We start from the raw sequence: 20,501 nt of genomic DNA, 5'->3' as shown, positions 1-20,501 counted from the left end.
GACATTCCGTCGCCGAGGCGGGTTTAGGAGTGCGAGGTGATTCGTTCCAAAGCCGAGTTTTCCACGACTTGTTCCAGACTGTCGTGAATAATTTGGGCGCGCCCCGGTCCTACTCCATCGATTTCCATCAGTTCTTCGGTGGAGACCTCCAGTAGCTCGGACAAGGTCCCCCACCGGCGCGTAATCGCCTCGACGATATGGGCGGGAAGACGCGGAATCCGCGCCAGCATCCGCAAACCGCGGGCGCTCAAAGGAATCTCGAGGATTTCCGAACCCATCCCGTTCACCCCGATAATGCGGGCCACCAGGCTCAAATCCAACAGTTCCGCATCGTCCAGTTCACCCAGTCGATTCACGATTTTTTCCTCTGAATATTCATCGGGGATGTAGTCACGAATCAACAGGGAACGGTTCACCGCGAAGCCGCGCATCAGCTCGGATTGCTGCATTTTCAGCAAACGCCCGTGTTCACCCAGCTGAATGAGCATATCGGAAACTTCATGTCCGACCCGGCGCACCATTTCTTGACGTTGCACCACCAGCGCCACGTCACGAGCAGTAACCATGTCATCGATTTCCATGGCGGTCAACAAGTCAGAGACTTCATTCAAACGAATCCGATATTTTTCCAAGGTATCAATCGCCAAAGACGCACGAGTCAGCAGGGTTTCCGGGTCTTCCAAGACGTAGCGTTTATTGCCCAGATACAGCGAAATGGCCCGGAGGGAATGCGATACAGCAATGACCGGGTTGCCGCTTTGCACCGCGACACGGTGCGCCGTACGATGGCGCATCCCGGATTCAGTCGTGGGTATGGAAGGGTCTGGAAGCAGCTGGACGTTTGCGCGGCGAATCCGCCATTTATTTGGGTCGATAATGACTGCACCATCCATTTTGCACAGTTCCCGCAGCCGCGTAGCCGAAAAATCAATATCGAACTCAAAGCCGTCCGAACAAATCCTTCTGATGTGGTCCTCGTAGCCCAAAACCACCAGGGCGCCGGCATGAGCCCGGATGACCCGATCGAGTCCGTCGCGCAGCTCGGTGCCCGGAGCCAACATGGTAATCACTTCCCGGAATCTCTGCGCGTCGTTCATGGTTTTATCCTACTGTTTTCGCGGGGTTTTCGTTACTGGTTTCCGGCTGATTTTCCGGCGCGGGGGTTGGATCGGGAGGCGGATTCTGCAGAGCAAAGACGGTTTCTGGTCCAGTAACGGCTCCATTCCACACCGCGTTGAGGCGATAGGTACCGGCAGTTGCGACGTTACTGGCTGGCGAACAATCCGCGTTATGCACCAGACCGTCCCAGTTCAGAGTTTGTTTCCAAGTCATGCCGCGGTCCAGCAACAGTTGCTGGGTCGGGGCATCCGTGGGTTGGCAGCTAGTCGAGTTGAAAATGATTTGGTTGCCCGAAATGATTTGCATCCCTACCTTCGCGGGGTCAATCATCACGGTGCAGGCGGTTTTACCGGTGTTGTGCACAGTCATTTCAGCTTGGTCCCCAGCCCCGACATTAATCACGGCGCTGGGATGAGTTAGTGCAATCTCCAGGGAGTTGTCCGGGCAGGGCTTCGGCGGGGGAAAAGTGCGTTCTTCCATCCGCAGCTGATAAGCCTTAGCCTCGGCCGCTTGGGCGGTTTGCCAACGGGTAAATGCGGCCGCGACCTCACGAATCGCTAACACCATTCCCACGATTGCCAGAATTACAATCGCCAGGGCAATCAGGCGGTTGCGCCGAATTTGGGCCTCAGTGTACTTTGGCGGACGCGGCTTTCCCTGGTTTTTGGGCGTTTTTCCGGTGGTCCTGGACGGTGATTTACGCGTTGTGGTGGTTCCGGATTTCCTACCGTTTGGGGACACTGGAGAGCGCGACTGTTTCGCCGCGCGTTGTTTATCTGTGCCAGTGTCCACCATGCTCCTAAGTTACGGCTTAGAAACGCAAAACCCGAAAGTCCACGCCGTTAGTTGTTAGAATTTTGTCAAAACGAAGGAGTTTTCATGAGCGCGTCCACAAGGCACGAGTCCTCCGGCGGGGGTTCACATGGTCAGATCGTTACCCCCCGCCAACTCGTTATCACCGGCATCGGTTCCCTGCTGACCTTTGCCTGGTACGCCTCCCCGGATTTATTCACGAAAAAGAAACCGAGAGCCTTGGTGCGCCTGGGTATTATCCCCGCTTTGACGGCTTTGACCGCTTTGGTGGCACGAGATACTGTCACCGCGGTACGCGATGACATCGCCTCGGAAAGTCCCGATCAAGAGGCGTGGGAAATGACCAGCGACAACGTGAAGTTTGATCCGAAAAACCTGGATTGGCGCGTGCTGATACTTCTGGGAGCTTTCGGAACGGTATTACTGGGTTGCAGTATTTGGCTTGAGTTCTGGTTGTTCCGCCGTGGCGAGCGTCGCCGTAAGTCCGGGGTGAAACTGGCTCATACCCGTCAAGCTATCCCGATTTCCCTGCTGTTCGCTGCGGGCTACTTGGTTGACGACGCGCAAACAAACTGATGCCAGCGCCGGTTTGAGAGGCCTTTGCCCCACCTATCTAAGCTGCTTCCGGGGTGGCTCCGGACGAGGATTGAGAATTCGGGTCCTCCGGGTCAATGGTGCAGACTTTTTCGATGACCAGCCCGGTTACCACCATCAATACCGCGCCGATAACCGCCACAATCTTTTTCCATAATGTCTCTGCCAGAGCATCGTTTCCCAGGTTTACCAGGATAAAGATGGTCTGTGCCCCAAAATAGCCCAAGAAAATAGCACCGGTGTGCGACAGAGCGAGAGACAGCGCCGCCACCCGAGCGGCCCCCACCGCGCTCATCCAGGTCGCCTGACGCTTCTTAAGTCTCTGCACGTGCGCCGCCAACCAGGCACTCAAGAGGGAAACAATCAGGGCGACCAAGCCAAACTCCACACCGTCACGCGGCAACGAGGCGCCTTGGTTGTACATGAAGTTCAGCAACGAGGCGCTGAGGGCTCCCACCACCAAGGTCAAGAGCACCAGAACGATGGGTTTCGTGTGGCTCATCAGTGCCGCCGCGTCCTGACACGCTGCCACTGTGGAGCCGGCAGCTCGGACTGAGAGGAGGAGGAGGGAGAATCCCCGGCGGATGGGCTGTAATCTTGACGGATAATGTCGATTTCGGTGTCGTTGTCGACCACGCGCGGCCGCGCCTCCGCTTGGGGCAGGGCAGCTTGCCAAGACGGCAGACCGAAAGCATCGTAGTCCCCGACCTGTGTCTCAGCCAGCGGGGAATCGTCGGGGGCGGCCGGGGAAACGGGTACAGAAGGGAGGTTCGGTGCGGTCTGTTCCGGTTCCGGGTCGGTCGCCAGCCAGTCCGTCCACAGATTAACGATTCCGTTAGCGTCTTGTGCCCAAGCCGCGAGCTTGGAGACGGAGCGACCCTCCAGCGTCGCGTGCGGGTCGAGCCGGGACCAGGGCACCAGGACAAACGCTCGAGTAGCAGCTCGCGGGTGAGGCAAGACCAGGCGTGAGTCCTCTGAAGTTACCCCTTCAACGTCAATCACGTCAACGTCTAAAGTACGCGCTGCCCAATGATAGGGACGTTCCCGCCCGTGAGTATCCTCCAGATGATGCGCCAAATCCAACAACTCGGCCGCGGACAGACGCGACCACACTCGCACGACCGCGTTGTAATAATCAGGTTGCGGGGCGGCGCCGGGCTGCAGCACCGGACGGGTCCGAGCCAAGGGCGAGACTTCCACCCGTTCAAACTCCGGGGCTGACTGCAGGGCGGCCACTACCTCTCGCAAGGTTCCCAGCGGATTGCCCAGATTTGCCCCCAAAGCCAAAACTGCGGGGCGAGCTTGTTCGGGACGCAAGGTCAGATTGGCTGGAAAATCAGCTAGGTGGGCTGCAAAATCCTCCCGCGTGCGCAAAATGCTTATCGCCACATCTTCGAATTGCACGTCCATGCAGGCATGAGGCTTATGTAAGGTGACCTGGACCGCCGCAATGAGCGAGTCCTCCAATACAGACATGGCAATGTGAGTAGCCAGACGTTCAATCAGGGAGGCGCTTTTCCCTTCAATGACCGCGACAATTTTTTCAGCCACGACCGAGTAATCCACGGTGTGGGCCACATCGTCCGAGCTGGCAGCCCGCCGCGAATCGAACCACAGGGTGAGGTCGACCGAGAAATCCTGGGGGGCATGATGCTCAGATTCCAAAACTCCGTGAATGCCCCGCGCGAAAATCCCGCGCAGCGTGATGGAATCCAGCCCGTCCAAACGGTCAACCACGTCAACAGAGCGCCCGGAGATTCCCCCTAGAGAATTCGACATGGATGCATCATGTAAAGTCATCTTTAAAACCGCCTCTCAACAGGGATGATGGTGGGCATCGAGGAGAGCCACGGCCCGGACAGCCACCGCTACCGGGGCTACGTTGTGTACGCGCACCGCCCAAACCTTGTGAAGCGCGCAAAACATGGAAACTGCCGCGGTGGCATCGTCGCGAGGATGGCGGTCACTCGCCGTCGTTTCCAAATCCGCTAAATATCGCTTTCTTGACGGGCCGAGAAGCACCGGGTAGCCGCGGTGTAAAAACACGTCAAGGTTAGCCAACACGTCCCAATCCTGCTCGCCTACCTTGGAAAACCCCAGGCCAGGATCGATAATGACCCGACGCATATCAATGCCGCTATGGCGCATCAGCTCCAGTCGACGCTCTACCTCATTCCAGGTTTCCACCGCAACATTGTCATAAACCGCCAACTGGTTGGCTACCTCCGGGCTACCCCGCCAATGCTGGCAAATATAGCTCAGCTGTGGGTAGCGAAGCTGTAGCCCAGCGATAACGGCAAACATCGATTCGTCAACGATACCACCTGAAACATCGTTGATGATGCTGGCTCCTGCCGCCGCGGCCGCCTGAGCAGTTTTTGCGTGCAGGGTATCCACCGAGACAGTCACCCCGGCCGCGACCAACCGCTCAATGACCGGTAGGATACGGGCAATTTCTTCCTCGACTGCTACGGGCTTGCGACCCGGCGCGGTCGATTCACCCCCCACGTCAATGAGGTCAGCCCCCTGTGCCACCATTTCCAAACCGTGAGCCACCGCCTGACTCGAATCAAGCCATTGTCCTCCGTCTGAAAAGGAATTCGGGGTCACGTTCAAAATCCCCATCACCAGGGTGCGCTCCGGTTGCAGATAGTCCGGCAGCGCTGACATCGACGGCTCAGACTGTGTCTGGGCTTCAATAGTCATCCCCGATTCCTCTTTCCTGTTTCGTTTCTGAACCGGCTCAGGCAGAATCCGAACCGATTATTGGCAGCGTCCTAATCTGCGGACAAAATGAGACTCATGGCCTCAGAACGCGTCGTGCTGGATTGTTCCATCACCCCGCGCACTGCAGAAGTCGTGGTCCGCGCCCCCGGCTTCTTTACCCCGCGCACTGTCATACACATATGCTCAGCCTGCAGCACCACGATGACCCCTTGCGGTTGGAGCACACCCCACATCGCATCGGCGATTTGCTGGGTCAAGCGTTCTTGCACCTGCAAACGGTGGGCGTAACCGTCTACCAGCCGTGCCAACTTGGACAGTCCCGTAACCCGTTTCCCCTGCGGAATATAGCCCACGTGCGCCCGGCCCACGAACGGAAGCAGGTGGTGTTCGCACATGGAGTTGAACGGAATGTCTTTGACCAAAACAAGATCGTTGTGTTCCACCGGGAACATTCGCCCCAGATGCTTTCGCGGATCCTCCTGGTAGCCTTGCAGCAGCTCCGCAAAAGAGCGAGCCATGCGGTCCGGAGTTTCGCGCAAGCCCTCACGGTTGGGGTCCTCCCCTACGGCCACCAACAGATCCCGGATTGCCCGGGTCACCCCTTCAGGGTCATAGGTCGCGTTCATTCGTTTTCTTTCTCACTAGGCGCTGGCGGTAAAGGTTCCGCGGTCGGGTTTTCACTTGGAGGCAACGGGTCCGTGTCGTCGAGAATGCGCACCTCGTGTTCTTTCCTGGTCGGAGGAATCGGCAGACTCAAATCAGCCGGAGCTGCGGCGTCCGGTTGCGAAGTTGCCGGGCTTTCCTCAGTTTTCACTTCCCCCTGCCCAAACGGCACGGTCCCCCCGATCCCGGAATCCGCCAACGGGCGGTCGGCACCGTCCAGAGCAAAACTTTCTCCCGGTTTCGCGCTAGCTTTGGCGTTACGAATCCTCACGGCTTCAGGAATCTCGATGGGTCCGCGGCCGTCAGAGATCAAGCCCTCGTACGACTGCCAGACGGCACGGCGCGGTGCTTTCTTAACATCCTTAAAGATGACATCCAAGGCTTTCTCGTCCAGAGTTTCTTCCTCCAGCAAGCGGCGTGCCAGCGTGTCCAAAATGTCACGGTTCTCAGTAATGATGGACCAGGCTTCTCGCGTGGCGGCTTCCATTAAAGCTTGTACTTCCGCGTCGATAGCATGGGCAGTGGAATCGGAATACTCCTGCGCTTTGCCATAATCCATACCCACGAAAGGTTCATCGTGGGAGCTGCCGTAACGAACCGCCCCCAACCCGGCCGACAAGCCCCAGCGGGTCACCATCTTACGGGCGATAGCGGTGGCATTTTCAATGTCGTTAGACGCCCCGGTAGAGGGGTCCTGGAACACGATTTCCTCTACGACTCGACCTCCCATGGCGTAAACTAGCTGGTCCAACAACTGATTACGGGTTTCGGAGTAGCGATCCTCGGTGGGCATGACCATGGTGTAGCCCAAGGCGTGTCCGCGGGGCAGAATCGTCACTTTCGTCACGGGGTCGGAATAGTTGGATGCTGCGGCGCACAAGGCGTGGCCGCCCTCGTGATAGGCGGTGACCAGTTTGTCATGGTCGTTCATAATCCGGGAATGCTTTTGGGGTCCGGCAATAACCCGGTCTACCGCTTCATCGAGATCCTGAGCGGTGATGATTTCCCGGCTGTGTCGTGCCGCCAGCAAGGCCGCTTCGTTCAAAACGTTAGCCAAGTCCGCGCCGGTGAATCCCGGGGAGCGTTTGGCCAGTGATTTCATATCCGCCTCGGGAGCCAGGGGCTTGTTCTTCGAGTGAACCGCCAGAATCGCTTCGCGTCCCTTGAGATCCGGCGCTTCAACTGCTACTTGACGGTCAAAACGACCGGGGCGCAGCAAAGCTGGATCGAGTACGTCGGCACGGTTTGTGGCGGCAATCATGATGACGTTGGTGCGTTCGTCGAATCCGTCCATCTCTACCAGCAGCTGGTTCAAGGTCTGTTCACGTTCATCGTGCCCCCCGCCCAGGCCGGTGCCGCGGTGGCGGCCTACCGCGTCAATCTCGTCAACAAAAATGATGGCCGGAGCCGCCGCCCGCGCCTGCTCAAACAAATCCCGCACCCGGGAAGCACCCATACCCACAAACATCTCGACGAACTCGGAACCGCTCATAGAAAAGAACGGTACCCCGGCTTCTCCGGCGACAGCGCGAGCCAACAGGGTCTTACCCGTGCCGGGAGGACCGTAGAGCAGCACCCCCTTGGGAATTTTCGCCCCGAGCTTGCGGAACTTTTCGGGTTCCGCAAGGAACTCTTTGATTTCCTCCAATTCCTCCACAGCTTCATTGACTCCCGCAACGTCAGCGAAAGTCACTTTCGTTTCGTCCTCTTTGTTGAACATCCGTGGCTTGGCTCGCCCCATCCCGAGAGGACCCATTCCCCCGCTCATGCGCGAAACAAACCAGAAAAACACCACAAAGAGGATAATCATCGGCACCATCAAAGTGAGCATGGACTCCCACCAGGAGGACACCGGATAGATAGAATCAAAACCCTTCTTTGGTTTCGCGTCGGCTACCGCATTCGCAACGGTTTCCGCTTGGGGACGAACATAAGAAAAAGAGACTTTTTTACCCGCGTCAGCATTCGGCTTCATCCCGAAAGGACCGTCTTTTGGCAGGTACGCCCGCGGACGTTGGTAGGACTTGGTCAACTCCATACTGACGGTCTGGGTGCCATCGTTGATAACGACTTTTTCAACGGTATTGCCCCGCAGCAGCGTCAAGCCTTCGTCAGTAGTAATGCGAGTGGGACCGCCTTGGGCAGAAAAAACCATGAAAGCCACAATGATAGCGATGACTACAAAAGCCGCAATGCCGCCAGAGATTTGTTTTTTCTTTTGAGTTTTATTCGTCTTGTCCATGTTCACTTTTCCGTTATCCGGTACAACACCTTAAGCCTACCAAACAGCTATAAAATGGGTGCATTCCCGCAGTTTTACGCTAACCGCAAAGAGAGCACCATGAAAATTGTTATCGCGGCTGATTCATATCCCCCAGATGTGAGTGGGAATGCGATTTTTTCCCAGAACCTGGCTCGCGGACTGCACGCTCGAGGCCACAGAGTTCATGTCATCGCTCCTTCCCCGGTTTCCCGGCCGTACATCGCCAACGTGGCGGGTATTACCGAACACCGGATGCGTTCCCACGAGTTCGCATATCTCCGTGGTTTCTCTCTGAGCATGCCTTGGGAAATTAGTCGTACCGTGCGCCGAATTCTGCAGGGCTTGAACCCCGATGTGGTACATGTGCAATCTCACCTCAGCGTGGGTCGGGTCGTGTGCAAATACGCCAACGAATTGGGGCTGCCGTTAATTGTCACGAACCACTTCACTCCGGAAAACCTCCTTGACCGCCTCTCTTGTGGCGTCCCAAAGTTCATCAGCAAGCTACTGGCGGACATGGCCTGGAGAGACCTGGGAAACGTGTTTCAACGAGCCGATCGCCTGGTCGCCCCCAGCCCTACCGCTATCGCAGTCATGAAAGAACACGCGCATCTCGGCGGTGGCGTCTCCATCAGCAACGGGGTGAATTTGCCGATTTACCAAGCTGCCGCTCAAAATGCTGAAAAAAACCCAATTCCCCACCTTTTGTACGTGGGCCGTCTGGAAAAACAGAAACACGTAGAAGATATCATCGCCGCCCTGGCTCTGTTGCAGCCCTCTACCAAACTGCACTTTGACATTGTGGGAACCGGCACTAAGAAAGAGGACTTGCGCCGGAAAGCCGCGGAACTTCGGGTCATAGACCGGGTTACTTTCCATGATTACCAGGACGACGAGGCCCTCATTGAGATGTATGCGCGCAGCGATATTTTTGTCAATGCCTCCACCGGAGAGTTGCAGTCCTTGGCGACTTTGGAGGCGATGAGTTCGGGCATTCCGGTAGTCCTGGCGAATGCGGTCGGTCTGCCGCACTTGGTGCGTCCCGGAGTCAATGGCTACCTGTTCCAGCCCGGAGACGTTGAGGCCCTTTCTGATTACCTGGAGGACCTGGCTATAAACGAGCAAAAACGCAGGTTTATGGGCAAGATGAGCTTAGAGATAGCCCAATCCCATGACTTTGAAAATACTCTGGACAGCTACGAAGTCCTGTACCGCTCCGCTCAGGAAGAAAACGCGACAGCACGCCAGCATCTGGACGCCATCGATCCCGACTACGTGTTCCCCCAGGATTAGCCGCGCAACTACTTTTCGTAAACGTGGGGCGCTAAGAGCCCGATAAACGGCAGGTTGCGGTAATGTTCGGCGTAGTCCAAGCCGTATCCAACCACGAATTCGTTGGGAATATCGAAGCCGACGTAGCGCGGATTCACCACCGCTTTGGCGGCATCCGGTTTGCGTAGCAGAGTCGCAATGTTCAGGGAGGCACACCCCCTGGTACGCAGGTTTGCCTCCAGCCAAGACAGGGTCAAACCGGAATCGATAATGTCCTCCACGATTAAGACGTGACGGTCTTTGATGTCGGTGTCCAAATCCTTCAAGATCCGCACCACCCCGGAAGATTTTGTCCCTGAACCGTAAGAGGACACCGCCATCCAATCCATCTGAATGGGCGAGTGCAGTTTCCGAGCCAAGTCAGCCATCACCATGACCGCCCCGCGCAGCACCCCCACCAGCAGGATTTCGTGGCCCGCGTAGTCTTTGTCAATGACGGCCGCCATCTGGGCGAGCCTTGATTGAATCTGTTCCTCGGTCAATAAGACCCGTTCCATGTCTGCGCCCATGTCTGCAGCGTCCATCACATGCCTCCCTCAAGTTGCAGGTACATTCTAAAAGTTTTCCTGCTGGTCCGTGTCCATTTTAGACTTTCCCTCCGCATTGCCTAAATGCGTCAGAATTTGGCTCAATCCGAAAGATTTTCGCGTTCGGAAACATCGCGGTGGCGGGCAAATTCCAAGAAGCCATCCCGGCGGGTCACGGTAATCCCGGGCAGAGCCAGCGGGCCTTGGCCATGCCAATCATGAATCAGGTCCACTACGCCACGCAGGTGGGCTGCAGTCAGGGAATCCACCCTCGCCCCTGCTAACAGGCTCGCTCGGCGTACCACCCGGCGCAGGACCGGGGCAGAATAGCGGATTAGGTCGCGGTATTTGTACCCCTCAATGACTGTGAGGTCAAGTTTCACACTGTCCCCCGGTTCCCCCTCGCCGGGCTCATCGCTGAGCACTTCCCAAAAGACTTCTGCCGCGAGCGCCTCCAGTATGGTGTCGTCCGCGGCGGCCTGACCGGCCAGACGTGCCAGTGCGGGAGCGGGGTCTTGGCCGAGCGCGGCCGCGAGCGCGGGCATAACCCGTTCCCGGATGGCAGCACGAGGTAACGGCTGGCCAGCGGCAGTTTTCACGGGGCCTTCCATTCGGTTACTCGGATCGTTGACGGCTACGAGCCCAGCCTGCTTGCAAGCGGCTTGGGTGCAGGACCGCCGAATTCCCAGCAACGGACGCGCTAGGCGCAAATCCACCGCGGCATCAACACCGGACTCTTCCTCTCTCCAGGCAAAACGTAAGGGTAGACCGGTTTGGCAATCCAGGGACTCAAACTCTCTCATAGCCGAAATCGAACGTAGTGAGGAGCCACGCGCCAAACGTAACAAGACGGTTTCGGCCTGGTCATCAAGCGTATGCCCGGTGAGGATAACCGCGTGGTCCTTTCCCTGGGCTTTGGCCTCGGCGACGGCGGCGCGTGCCAACAACCCCCAGCGCAACAGACGCGCCTCACCCTCTGGCCCATTTGTGCCCCCGCCGCTTTCGCCCCGCAACACTGTCGCCGCAGTAAACCCCAGCTCGTGGGCGCATTGGACGGCGGCTTGGGATTCTGAGGCGGATTCAGGCCGCCAGCCGTGATCTACCGTAAGGCAACTGATAGCCCACGGGCGCGGGTGACGCAGGGCGACACGAATCAGCGCCGCCGCTAAACTCAACGAATCTGGGCCCCCCGATAGCGCCAGACACAACAGAGTACTGTCGGGGGAACCTAGTGATTGCAGCACCCGGCGCACCGCGAGCTGAATTTCCCCCAAATCCCCCCCGGCATCGCGCTCCCAAAGGCGCGTTTCGGCACCCTCAGGGCTAACGAAAGGGGGCAGAGAACTCATGGACGCATTCTATTAGAGGCGCGCCACGAAAGGCATAATCCTATTCTGGTTATAGAAGTTGAAAGTACCCACCGTACCACCGGGCTTAGGCGCCATCAGGATGGTGTCGCCACCGGAGTAAATGGCCACGTGGTAGACCCCGTTACCAGTCCCGTTATTCGACCAAAACACCAAATCTCCCGGCTGTTTTTCGCTGAAGGGTACATTGGCGTAGGAGTTGTATTGGGCGGCCGCGGACCGCTGCATCCCTTTACCGAGTTCTTTCATCCCCGCATAAACCAGTCCGGAGCAGTCGTAGCCATCCGGCCCGGTTCCTCCCCAGATGTAAGGAAGTCCCGTTTTCGTTTTGGCCCACTCCAGTAAGCTCGGCCCAAATCCTCCGCTCGCGGCGTTACTGGGAGGCAAAGCGGGCTGAGAAGTCGGTGCTGGTGCCGTTGTCGGCTGGGAGGGTACAACGCTCGGCTGCGAGGTCGCTTGCGGCGATTGCCCCGAAGCTGCGCGCTGGCGAGCCTGACGCTCTGCCTGTTCTCTGGCGGCCTGCTCACGGGCTTTTTGCTCCGCGGCCTGCTGGGCTGCCCGGGCTGCGGCCTGCTGGGCGGCCAGAGCTTCTTGTTCTTCACGTTGGCGCTGTGCCGCGGCCGCTAGCGCTGCTTGACGTTCCTGTTCGACTTTTTCCTGACGGGCTTTTTCTTCCGCAATCGTCACTTCGCGTTCCCGCGCCAACTCAACGATAATTTTTTCCCGCTGGGATTCGAGTTTGTTTAGCTCGTCCAAGGCTTCTTGCGCCTGAGCACGAGCGGTTTTTTCCGTAGTAGCCAGGCTGGCTGCGGCATCTTTCTTAGCTTTGGCAGCGCGATTGGCTTTGTCGCTCAAAACTTCGGCGACATTTTGCAACGCCATCAATCCCTGAGTTTGGCTGTCTGCCTGATTACCCAAAGCATCGGTGGCGGCTTCTTTCAAAGCGGCGTCGCGGAAGGCGTCGGATTCGGTGATAGCCGCCAAATCAGATAACCCGCTGCTGTTTTGGCGATACATCGCGACAGCTAGTCGACCCAATTTGGCTTTGGCTGCATCGGCTTCTCGCTTCGCTGCTTGGGCTTTCTTCGCGCTGTCACTGGCTTCGGCGGTGGCCGCATTGAGAGCGTCGGTAGCCTCGGCAAAATCCTCAGCCGTTTGGGCATAGTGCAACTGGGCTTCATCAACTTTCACCCGATTGCGGGCAATGGCACTTTCCAGTTGGGCAATGCGATCCGGTTTGGCGCTCGGGGCGCCCACGGCCAGGGGAATTGTTCCCATCCCCAGCGTCATTGCAGCAGCCACACTCATCGCCGCCAAGCGACGTTTCCATCGTCCAAACTGGTCTGTGTTACGCAAAGCCTGCCTCCCTTAACAGCTTCTATAACTCTAACCACATCCATTGGCAGTTTACAACAGATTTAACGATTCTAAACAAAAACCACTGTTTTCACAATGGACCTCATCTTTCGCAACCGTAACACTGGTAACATTTGTCCTGACAATTGCCAGATTTTTTGCCGCACTCCACTACGAAAAAAGGTTCCCCTCCCGCACAAACGCGAGAGGGGAACCTTTTGAACAGTAAAAAACCTATTCCGCGGGAGTCGTCTTGGCGACAGCCATCAGGAACTCGGCATTGTTCTGGGTATCTTTCAGCTTCTGAAGTACCACACCCGCGGCCTGTTCCAGTTCCAGAGACGCCAGCACTCGGCGCAGCCGCCACAGTACGCTCAGCTCTTCCTTCGTGAACAGCACCTCTTCATGGCGAGTACCCGAAGCATTGACGTCCACCGCCGGGTACAAACGCTTTTCAGCCAGTTCGCGGGACAGTCGCAACTCCATGTTGCCGGTGCCTTTGAATTCCTCAAAGATAACCTCGTCCATCTTGGAGCCGGTTTCAACCAAGGCCGTAGCAATAATGGTCAAGGAGCCGCCATTTTCAACGTTGCGGGCGGCACCAAAGAATCGCTTGGGCGGGTACAGCGCGGAGGCATCCACACCGCCGGAGAGAATCCGACCCGAAGCCGGGGCAGCTAGGTTGTAAGCACGCCCCAACCGGGTGATGGAATCCAGCAGCACCACGACATCGCCGCCCAGTTCCACCAGGCGCTTGGCCCGCTCAATGGCGAGTTCTGCCACCGTGGTGTGCTCCGAGGCAGGGCGGTCGAAAGTCGAGGCAATAACCTCCCCCTTGACCGTGCGCTGCATATCGGTGACTTCCTCCGGACGTTCATCCACCAGAACCACCATGATGTGTACTTCGGGGTTGTTTATAGAAATCGCGTTGGCAATTTGCTGCAAGATGATAGTCTTGCCGGCTTTCGGCGGAGACACAATCAGGCCGCGCTGGCCTTTGCCGATAGGAGCCATCAGGTCAATAATCCGCGGAGCTAATACCTTCGAAGATGTTTCCAAGCGTAGCTGTTCATCGGGATACAGCGGGGTCAGCTTGGAAAACTCGATTCGTTGCGAGGCCTCCTCAATGCTCTGACCGTTGATGGACTCCAGATGCACCAGAGCATTGTGCTTGACGCGGCGTTCTTCACCTTCACGAGGCTTGCGCACGGCCCCCACAATCGCATCGCCGGAACGCAGTCCCCACCGGCGCACTTGCCCCAAAGTCACGTAGACATCGTTGGGTCCGGGAAGGTAACCGGAGGTTCGGACAAAAGCGTGGTTCTCTTTCACCTCCAAGATGCCTGCAATGGGCAGCAATTCTTCAGGGCTGATTTCTTCGCTACCGGTGTTGTCGCTGTCATCCCGATCGCGTCCACGATTACGGTTACGGTTACGCCCGCGGCGATCATTGCGATTACGACGGTCATAGCGTTCGCCCCGCTCTTCTTGAGTCTGTTCGCGCCGCACGCTGGCTCCCTGAGCCACCGCCTCCAGCTGAGGATTGTTTTCTGTGGCAGACTCGGCGTCATCATGGTTGCGTTGACGACGCGAGGGCTTAGCCCCCAGGTCATGCTCCAACGCTGCCTTAACGTCAAGGGGGGCCGCCGCGTTTTCGGAGTTATCTTCCCCGGCAGGTTCGCCCGCCGGAGCGGAAGCGCGACGGTGACGACGCGCCGCACGCTCCTGGCTTGCGGAAGATGCAGAGTCTTTCTCACCATCATGTTCAGAGGCCTGAGACCGTTCCGGAGTCGCAGTTTTGTGGGGTGCGGAGTCAGCAGCTGCGCCTCCAGACTTCTGTTTTTCAATAATCGCTTCAATAAGTTGCGGTTTTCGAGCCTGAGAAATGCCTTTAATGCCCAGCGACTTTGCCAGTTCGCGCAGTTCCGAAAGCTTCATAGCAGCCAGTTGATTGTCGTTCACAAGTGTCCTTATCTCAAAGGTTAATGGGTAAAAACTTGCGCAACGTTCCCAAATACGAAGGTTCGCAAGCAGACCGACTCAAGATTACGAATCGGGTTTGGCCCGGAAGATATCTACGGACCCGCGGCTGAGCCGTGTTGATAAAATCATACCTCCGCGCTAAGGTTTCAACAAAACGAGTATCAACTTCGTGAGCGTGACCCCGTCATGACCCGGACCACACAATGGTCTATCAGGAACGGAAGCTACAGCAGCAACGCAACTTCGGGGCACTAGGGAGTGGTTTCCGCCGCTTCATGCGTTATCTTCACATTCAATGCTTTTGCGGAACTGGATTTTTTATCTCCCCATCCGAAAAATTTCATTATTCAAAGAAAGGCACTCTAATGAAACACATAATTGCAGCTGCTGCAATTTCAGCATTAACCTTGGTCGGTATGTCGGCCTGCACTCAGCCCAGCTCAGGACCCGCCGGCGGCGGTAACACTGCCACCGGAGACACAATCAAAATCGGCGTGAACTACGAGCTTTCCGGTGCGGTAGCCACCTACGGTAAACAAAATGTTGACGGCATCGAACTGGCGGTTGATGAAATCAACGCCCAGGGCGGTGTCAACGGTAAAAAGATTGAAATTGTGAAATACGATTCCAAGTCAGAGCCGGCCGAAGCCACTACTCTGGCCACCAAGTTGATGAGCCAGGACAAGGTCCTCACCATGATTGGTCCGGCGACCTCCGGTTCCTTCAAAGCAGTCATCCCCGCCGGCAACCAGAATAAAGTTCCGGTCATCTCCGGATCAGCCACTGCGGATGACGTGACCGTCACCGGCGGCAAGCTCCAAGAATTTGCTTTCCGCACCTGCTTCTCTGATTCCTACCAGGGTGGCGTGATGGCCCAATACGCCGCTGAAAAATTGGGTGCCAAGACCGCGGTCATCATGGGAGACACCTCCTCTGACTATGCGAAAGGCCTGGCCAAGAACTTTAAGGAAAACTTCACCAAATCCGGCGGTTCGGTCGTGGCGGAAGAAGGCTACGTGGCTGGTGACACCGATTTCAAGGCGACCTTGACCAACATCAAGGGCAAGGATTTCGATGTGCTCTATATCCCCGGCTACTACCAGGAAGTCGGCCTCATCATCAAGCAAGCCCGCGAGCTGGGCATTGACGCCAAGATTCTGGGAGGTGACGGCTTTGACTCCCCCACCCTGCTGGAGCTGGCCGGTGCCTCGGCGTTGAACAACGTGTACTTCACGTCGCATTACTCGGCTTTGGACACTTCTAATACGAAACTGCAAGACTTCATCAAGACCTACAAGGATAAGTTCGGCGAGGATCCGTCCTCGTTCAATGCCTTGGGCTACGACACGGCTTACTTCGTGGCCAAGGCGATTGGTGAAGCGAAAGAGTTGAACGGTCCGGCTATTGCCGAAGCGATGGCTAACGCTAAGGGCTTCGAGGGCGTGACCGGTTCTTTCGATATGGATCCCAAGACTCATGACCCGATTAAGACGGCGGTCGTGGTTTCCCTGAAGGACGGTGTCCAGGACTCCGCTGAGGCCTACGCCCTGAAGTAATCGAGTGTTTCCCAAGGGCGGGGCGGCCCGTTGACCCGAGTCTTCACCAGGTTCGGGCTCCCCGTCCTCGGGACCTCGAGAAAGAACGTTCCTCATGGATTTGATACTGCAACAGCTGATTAACGGCCTGTCGCTGGGTAGTATCTATGCGCTAATCGCGCTGGGATACACCATGGTCTATGGCATCATTCAGCTCATCAATTTCGCCCACGGCGACGTCCTGATGGTCGGGGCTTACGTTGGTTTCGCAGGAATGGTCCTGCTGCACCTCGACCCGTTCACATCTTTGCTGGCAGCAATGATTATCTGCGCGATTTTGGGGATGCTGATTGAGCGTTTGGCTTATAAGCCGCTGCGCCACTCGACCCGAATCGCCGTACTGATTACCGCTATTGGTATGTCCCTGCTGATTGAGTACGTGATGATGTACTTTGTCGGGGCTGAAGCCCGCGCCTATCCCGCCCAAACTGGCTGGCTGGGAGCAACTTACCGCTTCGGCGGGGTGAGCCTGTCCATGATTCAAATCATCATCGTGGTGGTTTCCGTGGTCCTGATGATTGTCCTACAGTTCATCATTAAGAAAACCCGCATTGGTAAAGCCATGCGCGCGGTCAGCCAGGATCAAGACGCCGCCAAGCTCATGGGAATCAGCGTTGATAACACGATTTCCTTCACTTTTGCGCTCGGCTCCGCTTTGGCTGGCGCCGCCGGGGTGCTGTGGGGGCTGTATTACACTTCGATTACCCCACTCATGGGCATTATGCCGGGCTTGAAAGCCTTTGTGGCCGCTGTTTTGGGCGGTATCGGTTTGATTCCAGGAGCGTTGGTGGGCGGCTATCTGGTCGGCTTTTTAGAGACCATCGTGAACTCCCTGGGCCTGTCCACATTCCGTGACGCGGCCGTGTTCATGGTGCTGATTATCGTGCTCATCTTTAAGCCTGCCGGCATCCTCGGCAAGAACGTACAGGAGAAGGTCTGAGCCATGAAATCTGGAATAAAAAGTATCATTGCACAAGCCGTCATTCTCGCGGTTCTTTGGGGGCTGGGGTACGCCCTCATCACGGTGGGGGTCATCGACTCTTACATCTTTAACACCATGGTCACCATCTGCGTGAACATTATCCTGGCGGTGTCGTTGAATCTGGTTACCGGCTTTACCGGGCAATTCTCTCTGGGCCACGCGGGATTCATGGCGGTCGGAGCCTACTCCACCGGCCTCATCGTTACCGCGATTCCTACCTACGGTGGTTTCTTCCTGGGACTGGGCATAGGCGGACTTTTCGCCGCCGGTATCGGTTTCCTCATCGGTTTGCCGACCCTGCGTCTGAAAGGAGACTACCTGGCTATCGCCACCCTGGGACTGGCCGAGATTATCCGCGTGCTGCTATTGAATCTGGAGTTTTCCGGAGGGGCTGCCGGGCTGTTCATCCAGCTGCAGTTCACGGACTGGAACATCCTGTTCATCCTCACGGCGGGCACCATCCTGCTGATTCGTAACTTCCTGAACTCCCGTCACGGGCACGCCTGCATCGCGGTCCGCGAGGACGAAATCGCCGCTGAATCCATTGGAGTTTACTCCACCCGAATTAAGACCCTGGCTTTCGTGGTCGGTTCTTTCTTTGGAGCCATCGGGGGCGGCCTGTACATCGGCAACTTCTTCTTTGTGAAACCGGACCTGTTCAACTTCATGATGTCCATCAACATCCTGGTGATTGTGGTTTTGGGCGGTTTGGGTTCACTGACCGGCTCGATTATCGCCGCCATCTTGCTGGCGGTAGTTTCGACCCTGCTCCAGCCCTTCCCCGAAATTCGAATGATTCTCTACGCCTTGGTTTTGGTTATCCTCATGGTGTTCCGTCCCCAGAGTCTGTTGGGTACCAAGGAGCTGACCTTTAAGGTCTTTGGTCGGTTGTTGCGCAAGCCGATTGGGGAGGACAAATCGGAAAGTAGCAGTGCGTTGCCAACTCCCCCAACCGCGGAGACACCCCCGGAGGCACTCCGCGCCGAGGCTAGTCCCGAAACCGGGAAAGAATCCGCAGCCACCGAGCCCCCGACAGAGGAGCAGCGCGCTCACGCCATCTTGGATGTGCGCCGCCTGACACGGCACTTCGGCGGGCTTGCCGCCCTCACGGACGTGGATATGTATCTGCAACCCGGTGAGCTCATCGGTCTGATTGGACCTAACGGAGCGGGGAAAACCACCGTTTTCAACCTGCTGACCGGGGTTTATCCCCCCTCATCGGGAACCATCGCTTTCCGCCCTGATCCGCAGGGCGGGGACGTCTCCATTGCCGGCAAGAAACCCTTTGTGATTTCTCGCTGCGGCATCGCCCGCACCTTCCAAAACATCCGTTTATTCAAGGACCTCACGGTGTTGGACAACGTGGTTTTTGCCATGGAACAGCGCGAAAAGTATTCCCTCCTGGCGTCCTTTTTCCATCTGCCGTCCTGGTCCCAGTCGCGTCAACGCGTCCACGAAGAATCTATGCAGTTACTGCAGATGATGAACCTCGCTGAAAAAGCCGGTGAATCCGCTCGGAATCTGTCCTACGGTGAACAGCGTCACCTGGAAATTGCTCGTGCCCTGGCGACTAACCCGCAGCTCCTGCTGCTGGACGAGCCGGCGGCAGGAATGAACCCAGCCGAGACTGCCCAGCTCACAGAGTTGATTGCGATGCTGCGTCAGCGTTATCACCTCACTATCCTGCTCATTGAGCACGACATGTCGCTGGTGATGACCATCTGCGAGCGCCTCTACGTGCTCGACCACGGCGTGGTTATCGCTTCCGGTACGCCTCAGGAAGTTCGTAACAATCCGAAAGTTATCGAAGCCTATCTGGGTCAGAAGGTGGAAAATGTTTGAGATTAAAGACCTCAAGGTTTCATTCGGCGGCATCCAGGCTCTCAAGGGCATTTCCCTGCGCGTGGAAGAAGGTGAAATCGTGACCCTGATTGGCGCCAACGGAGCAGGCAAAACCACGACGTTGCGCACCGCCTCCGGCCTGGAACGCCCTTTGGAAGGCTCGATTTGGCTTGACGGCAAGGAAATTACCAAATCCTCACCACGTTCGCGGGTACGCCACGGTTTGGTTCACGTCCCGGAGGGGCGTCGGGTGTTCCCCGGAATGACCGTGATGGAAAACCTCGATTTGGGTGCCTACATGCGCAAAGACCGCAGCGGTTGTGCCGCGGACCTGAAAATGGTGTTTGAAAGGTTCCCGGTCTTGGCTGACCGGAAAAATCAGCTGGCGGGGACCTTGAGCGGCGGCGAACAGCAGATGTTGGCTATGGGCCGCGGGCTGATGGCCAAACCGCGCGTCCTGCTGTTGGACGAACCTTCGATGGGCTTGGCACCGCTGTTCGTCCAAGAAATCTTTGACATCATCGTCAAAATTCAAGAAATGGGAACTACGATTTTATTGGTAGAGCAAAACGCCAACATGGCTTTGCAGATTGCCTCACGCGCCTACGTGATGGAAACCGGCAAGATTGTGTTGCAAGGCGATGCCGCAGAGTTGCTGACTAGCGACGAAGTTAAGCATGCCTACCTGGGAGGATAACCATGTTTGTAAAATGGAGAATGACAGCCAACCCTTTTACTATCGATTCGGGTGCCACCGTACCCGACGCTATCGAAATGATGCAGACTCACGGCATCACGAAGCTGCCAGTCTTGCGTGACGGCAAACTGTGCGGTGTAGTTTCTCAGTCGGACATCAACCGGGCTCTGCCCTCTGACGCAACTTCCCTGTCTTTTGGCGAAGTGGCCTACCTGTTGTCCAAACTGAAGATTTATAAAATTATGAAAAAGAATCCCCCCACCATCTCGGCCGATGCCATGCTGGAGGAAGCCGCCATCGTCATGCGTGACTCGAAAGTCGAAATTCTGCCAGTCATGGATGAGGGCAAGGTTATCGGGGTCATTACCGAATCTGATGTCCTCGATGCGTTTATCGACATTAACGGGGCTCGCGAGCCCGGAACCCGCCTGGTTATTGAGGCTGACGACCAGCCCGGAGTGATGAGCCGCCTGGCGAGGGTCACCGGGGAGCTGGAGACCAACATCACCCATATTGCGGTGTACCGCACCGGTATGGAGAGTTCTTTCGTGCTTCTGGGCGTGAACACCGTGAATACCACCGACCTGGAGGAGGCGTTCACTAAAGCCGGATTCCAGGTCCGTTACGTCCTCAGACGCTAA

Annotated in this window: 18 protein-coding genes; 7 read left to right on the top strand and 11 right to left on the bottom strand. The window is 56.8% G+C overall.

Annotated features, from left to right (window positions below):
- Positions 1–23 precede the first annotated feature (23 nt).
- Entirely contained in the window at positions 24–1,097 is a 1,074-nt protein-coding gene (gene disA / locus Q0V70_RS00615; protein ID WP_295026531.1) for a DNA integrity scanning diadenylate cyclase DisA, read from the bottom strand.
- Between the two features lie 4 nt (positions 1,098–1,101).
- On the bottom strand, positions 1,102–1,914 hold the full coding sequence (locus Q0V70_RS00610) for a hypothetical protein (protein WP_297587223.1): 813 nt from the start codon (positions 1,912–1,914) through the stop codon (positions 1,102–1,104).
- 84 nt (positions 1,915–1,998) lie between these two features.
- Here Q0V70_RS00610 and Q0V70_RS00605 point away from each other — a divergent pair, with 84 nt between their 5' ends.
- On the top strand, positions 1,999–2,508 hold the full coding sequence (locus Q0V70_RS00605) for a hypothetical protein (protein ID WP_297587221.1): 510 nt from the start codon (positions 1,999–2,001) through the stop codon (positions 2,506–2,508).
- Between the two features lie 37 nt (positions 2,509–2,545).
- Here the strand turns inward: Q0V70_RS00605 and Q0V70_RS00600 are convergent, their stop codons facing one another.
- From Q0V70_RS00600 to ftsH, 5 genes are all read right to left on the bottom strand, one after another.
- Complete coding sequence (locus Q0V70_RS00600) at positions 2,546–3,028, bottom strand: DUF3180 domain-containing protein (RefSeq protein ID WP_297587220.1); 483 nt, start codon at positions 3,026–3,028, stop codon at positions 2,546–2,548.
- Positions 3,028–4,326 (bottom strand): 2-amino-4-hydroxy-6-hydroxymethyldihydropteridine diphosphokinase, encoded by a 1,299-nt coding sequence (gene folK / locus Q0V70_RS00595; protein ID WP_297587218.1) that lies wholly within the window; start codon positions 4,324–4,326, stop codon positions 3,028–3,030. Before folK ends, Q0V70_RS00600 begins: the two co-directional genes overlap by 1 nt.
- Positions 4,327–4,341: 15 nt before the next feature.
- The gene (gene folP / locus Q0V70_RS00590) at positions 4,342–5,232 is read right to left on the bottom strand and encodes a dihydropteroate synthase (protein WP_297587216.1); all 891 of its coding nucleotides are present in this window, start codon (positions 5,230–5,232) and stop codon (positions 4,342–4,344) included.
- 71 nt (positions 5,233–5,303) lie between these two features.
- Positions 5,304–5,879, bottom strand: a complete 576-nt coding sequence (gene folE, locus Q0V70_RS00585) for a GTP cyclohydrolase I FolE (RefSeq protein WP_297587214.1) — start codon at positions 5,877–5,879, stop codon at positions 5,304–5,306.
- Positions 5,876–8,158, bottom strand: coding sequence for an ATP-dependent zinc metalloprotease FtsH (gene ftsH, locus Q0V70_RS00580; protein WP_297587211.1), 2,283 nt, complete (start codon positions 8,156–8,158; stop codon positions 5,876–5,878). The genes folE and ftsH overlap by 4 nt, the downstream gene beginning before the upstream one ends.
- Positions 8,159–8,257: 99 nt before the next feature.
- Here ftsH and Q0V70_RS00575 point away from each other — a divergent pair, with 99 nt between their 5' ends.
- Positions 8,258–9,472 (top strand): glycosyltransferase, encoded by a 1,215-nt coding sequence (locus tag Q0V70_RS00575; RefSeq protein ID WP_297587208.1) that lies wholly within the window; start codon positions 8,258–8,260, stop codon positions 9,470–9,472.
- 8 nt (positions 9,473–9,480) lie between these two features.
- Here Q0V70_RS00575 and hpt read toward each other — a convergent pair whose 3' ends face one another.
- The 4 genes from hpt to rho form a co-directional block, all read right to left on the bottom strand.
- Positions 9,481–10,035, bottom strand: coding sequence for a hypoxanthine phosphoribosyltransferase (gene hpt / locus Q0V70_RS00570; protein WP_297587205.1), 555 nt, complete (start codon positions 10,033–10,035; stop codon positions 9,481–9,483).
- A 104-nt stretch (positions 10,036–10,139) separates the two neighbouring features.
- Positions 10,140–11,387 carry a tRNA lysidine(34) synthetase TilS gene (gene tilS / locus Q0V70_RS00565; protein WP_297587202.1) on the bottom strand — a complete coding sequence of 416 codons (1,248 nt, stop codon included), beginning with the start codon at positions 11,385–11,387 and terminating at the stop codon, positions 10,140–10,142.
- Positions 11,388–11,399: 12 nt separating this feature from the next.
- Positions 11,400–12,761 carry an NlpC/P60 family protein gene (locus tag Q0V70_RS00560; RefSeq protein ID WP_297587199.1) on the bottom strand — a complete coding sequence of 454 codons (1,362 nt, stop codon included), beginning with the start codon at positions 12,759–12,761 and terminating at the stop codon, positions 11,400–11,402.
- A gap of 234 nt (positions 12,762–12,995) precedes the next feature.
- Positions 12,996–14,723, bottom strand: a complete 1,728-nt coding sequence (rho, locus tag Q0V70_RS00555; RefSeq protein WP_296179397.1) for a transcription termination factor Rho — start codon at positions 14,721–14,723, stop codon at positions 12,996–12,998.
- A 386-nt stretch (positions 14,724–15,109) separates the two neighbouring features.
- Here rho and Q0V70_RS00550 point away from each other — a divergent pair, with 386 nt between their 5' ends.
- From Q0V70_RS00550 to Q0V70_RS00530, 5 genes are all read left to right on the top strand, one after another.
- On the top strand, positions 15,110–16,300 hold the full coding sequence (locus Q0V70_RS00550; RefSeq protein WP_297587195.1) for an ABC transporter substrate-binding protein: 1,191 nt from the start codon (positions 15,110–15,112) through the stop codon (positions 16,298–16,300).
- A 94-nt stretch (positions 16,301–16,394) separates the two neighbouring features.
- Positions 16,395–17,279 carry a branched-chain amino acid ABC transporter permease gene (locus tag Q0V70_RS00545; protein WP_282922130.1) on the top strand — a complete coding sequence of 295 codons (885 nt, stop codon included), beginning with the start codon at positions 16,395–16,397 and terminating at the stop codon, positions 17,277–17,279.
- 3 nt (positions 17,280–17,282) lie between these two features.
- A complete protein-coding gene (locus Q0V70_RS00540) occupies positions 17,283–19,163 on the top strand; it encodes an ABC transporter permease subunit (RefSeq protein ID WP_297587193.1) in 1,881 nt (626 codons plus the stop codon).
- A complete protein-coding gene (locus Q0V70_RS00535; RefSeq protein WP_282922132.1) occupies positions 19,156–19,860 on the top strand; it encodes an ABC transporter ATP-binding protein in 705 nt (234 codons plus the stop codon). The genes Q0V70_RS00540 and Q0V70_RS00535 overlap by 8 nt, the downstream gene beginning before the upstream one ends.
- Before the next feature lie 20 nt (positions 19,861–19,880).
- Positions 19,881–20,501 (top strand): CBS and ACT domain-containing protein, encoded by a 621-nt coding sequence (locus tag Q0V70_RS00530; RefSeq protein WP_296179406.1) that lies wholly within the window; start codon positions 19,881–19,883, stop codon positions 20,499–20,501.

It is taken from the genome of uncultured Mobiluncus sp., assembly GCF_947087965.1.
Classification (GTDB): domain Bacteria; phylum Actinomycetota; class Actinomycetes; order Actinomycetales; family Actinomycetaceae; genus Mobiluncus.
The sequence above is the reverse complement of the archived record's forward strand: the minus strand, read 5'-3'. Positions and strand labels throughout refer to the sequence as shown.